We start from the raw sequence: 1056 nt of genomic DNA, 5'->3' as shown, positions 1-1056 counted from the left end.
TTTGTTGAGAATGTCCATTTATCAACCTTTGGTGTTCCATACATTCCTTCATATGCTTCAACCATTGCTTTTGTTTGTGGTGCATCTTCTGGAATTACCCATGTTGGGAAGTAACAGTCTGTTGGGTAAACTAAGTTTGTCCAACTTGGTCTTTCATATTTGTACATTGTTACTTCTGCTCCATATTTTTTAACAAATGGTAACTGTCTAACTTCTTCTAATGCACTTTCATATGTTTCTCCATCTGTTAAACGACGGTCTAATGAAATTGCACACATATCTGCTACTGCACAACGTGATGGTGAGTTGTAGAATATTTCTGATACTGTAACTGTTCCTTTTCCTAAGAATGAATCATAATGTAAGTTATCATTTAACACTCTAACTTCTTGAAGAATGTCTGCCATTTTGTAAATTGCATTATCTCCTCTTTCTGGTGCTGATCCGTGACAAGAAACTCCTTTAACTTCAACTCTTATTTCCATACGTCCACGGTGACCTCTATATATGTTTCCATTTGTAGGTTCTGTAATTACTACAAATTCTGGTTTTACTTTATCTTCGTTATAGATATATTGCCAGCATAATCCATCACAATCTTCTTCTTGAACTGTTCCAGTTACTAAAACTGTATACTTGTCTGATAAAAGATTCATATCTTTCATTATCTTTGCACCATATGTTGCTGATACAATACCACCTAATTGGTCAGAAGCACCTCTTCCTCCAATTTCTTCATCGTTTTCATATCCTTTATATGGATCAAAGTTCCAATTGCCTAATTCTCCAAGACCAACTGTATCTATATGAGCATCATAAGCAATTAACTTTTCTCCTGTTCCCATATATCCTAAAACATTTCCCATGCCATCTATTTCTACTTTATTAAATCCTAAAGATTCCATTTCTTGTGCTATTCTCTTAATAACACCTTCTTCTCCAGCGCTTTCACCTGGTATAGCTATTAAATCTCTCAAAAATTTTGTCATTTGAGGTTCATATTCCTTTGATAATTTTTTTATTCTTTCGAAATCCATAATTTCTCCCCCTTATTTC

Annotated in this window: 1 protein-coding gene; it reads right to left on the bottom strand. The window is 34.1% G+C overall.

Features of this window, described 5'->3' with window-relative positions; genetic code table 11:
• The coding region (locus tag O212_RS0112930; protein ID WP_024615522.1) for a YgeY family selenium metabolism-linked hydrolase at positions 1-1037 on the bottom strand (1037 nt) is incomplete at its 3' end.
• Between the last annotated feature and the right edge of the window lie 19 nt (positions 1038-1056).

The organism is Clostridium sp. Ade.TY (assembly GCF_000498355.1).
GTDB lineage: Bacteria > Bacillota > Clostridia > Clostridiales > Clostridiaceae > Clostridium.
Note: the sequence above shows the minus strand (reverse complement) of the source record. Positions and strands in the feature narration are given on the sequence as shown.